The 1,428-nt window shown below is 74.6% G+C and carries 3 protein-coding genes; 1 reads left to right on the plus strand and 2 read right to left on the minus strand.

What is annotated here, in order from left to right:
- On the minus strand, positions 1 to 286 hold a 286-nt coding region (locus FV230_RS28275; RefSeq protein ID WP_147844716.1), incomplete at its 3' end, for a hypothetical protein.
- 360 nt (positions 287 to 646) lie between these two features.
- Between FV230_RS28275 and FV230_RS28280 the strand changes: the two genes are divergently transcribed.
- Positions 647 to 1,000, plus strand: a complete 354-nt coding sequence (locus tag FV230_RS28280; protein WP_147729975.1) for a hypothetical protein — start codon at positions 647 to 649, stop codon at positions 998 to 1,000.
- Positions 1,001 to 1,075: 75 nt separating this feature from the next.
- Here the strand turns inward: FV230_RS28280 and FV230_RS28285 are convergent.
- The coding region (locus tag FV230_RS28285; protein ID WP_147729974.1) for a cupin domain-containing protein at positions 1,076 to 1,428 on the minus strand (353 nt) is incomplete at its 5' end.

Consider the following 1,428-nt stretch of genomic DNA (forward strand, 5'->3'; position numbering starts at 1 on the left):
GGGTGAGCGCGGCGCCGAGGGGCGCGCCCTGACGGTCCGCGCCGGCCTCCGGGCCCAGCATCGGCCGGGGATCGAACAGGGCCGCGAGGGCGGTCGACCCGGTGCTGCGGGCCTGGAGCCTCGCGACCTGCGGCACCGGCTCGGTCCCGCCGCCCGGCGGCACGCCCTCGAGGGTGACGAGGCAGAACAGGGCGGCGAGCGTGTTGCGAAGGATCGGGTGGCGGCGTGCCCGCCGGCGGCGGGCGGGACGCGTGAGGCCGCAGGAGGAGCGCGGGTGATGAGGCATGCGGACTCGACTCGAAGGCGACCCGGTGCCCGCAGCCGCGCAGCGTCCGGCCCTCGCCCGCGACGGATCGGCGGGCGGCGGGCCGGCCGATGGGGTCGGCCGTGCGGGGATCGAGAGAACTGCGACTGATCCGTATTGGGCGCGCGTTTGGTTAATCCGCCCCTAAGCCGCCGGCCGACCCGTGCGGATCGCGCGCGAAAACCCGCGAGACCGTGCGCCGGCGCGGCGATGATCGGCAGCGTCTCGCTCGACCCGCTCGACCCGCGCGGCGCGGGGATAAGCGGGGGCATGCGCAGGCACGCGAACGTGTTGCCGCTTCGTTCTTGCCGAGCCGGCCCCGAATCGGCGATACCGTCGCGCATGCGGATGCCCGTCCTCGCTGTCCTCCTGTCCCTGAACGCCCTGCCCTGCGCGGCTGCGCAGGCGCCGCGGGCGGCCGACCCGGCGGCGCTGGAGCAGGCGTGGCGCGACTGCGTGCGGGAAGCCTATGCGCACCAGCCGCCGGCCCAGGGGCGCGCCGGCTCGCAGCGCAACGCCCTCGACGAATGCAAGGAGCGCGAGGACGCCGTCGTCGCGGCGCTGATGGCCGCCCGCGACGTCGAGGCCGGACGCGATGCCCGCTCGCTGCCGGCCCGTGCCCGCGCCTGGGCGGCCTCGGTCGCCGCCTACGTCGTCGACCCGGTCTCGTCCTGGATCGCGATGCTGCGCAACTGAGCGCCGGCAATTCCCGCGCCGACGGCGGTCGGGTCGTTCAGAGGATCGGATGCATCTGCCGGGCGCGCCGGCGCGTCACCGCCCGTAGACATCCTCGACGCGGATGATGTCGTCCTCGCCGGTGTAGGAGCCGACCTGGACCTCGATCAGCTCGAGCGGGATCCTGCCGGGATTGGTCAGGCGGTGCAGCGAGCCGATCGGCAGGTACACCGCCTCGTTCTCGTGCACGAGGACCAGGCGCTCGCCCAGCGTCACCTCCGCCGTGCCCTTCACCACCACCCAGTGCTCGGCGCGGTGATGGTGCTTCTGCAGCGACAGGCGCCCGCCCGGCGTCACCATGATGCGCTTGACCTGGAAGCGCTCGCCGATGTCGACGCGCTGGTACCAGCCCCAGGGCCGGTACATCCGCCGGTGCGCGTCGGCCTCCG

Origin of the sequence: Methylobacterium sp. WL6 (genome assembly GCF_008040095.1) — a bacterium.
Classification (GTDB): Bacteria; Pseudomonadota; Alphaproteobacteria; order Rhizobiales; family Beijerinckiaceae; genus Methylobacterium.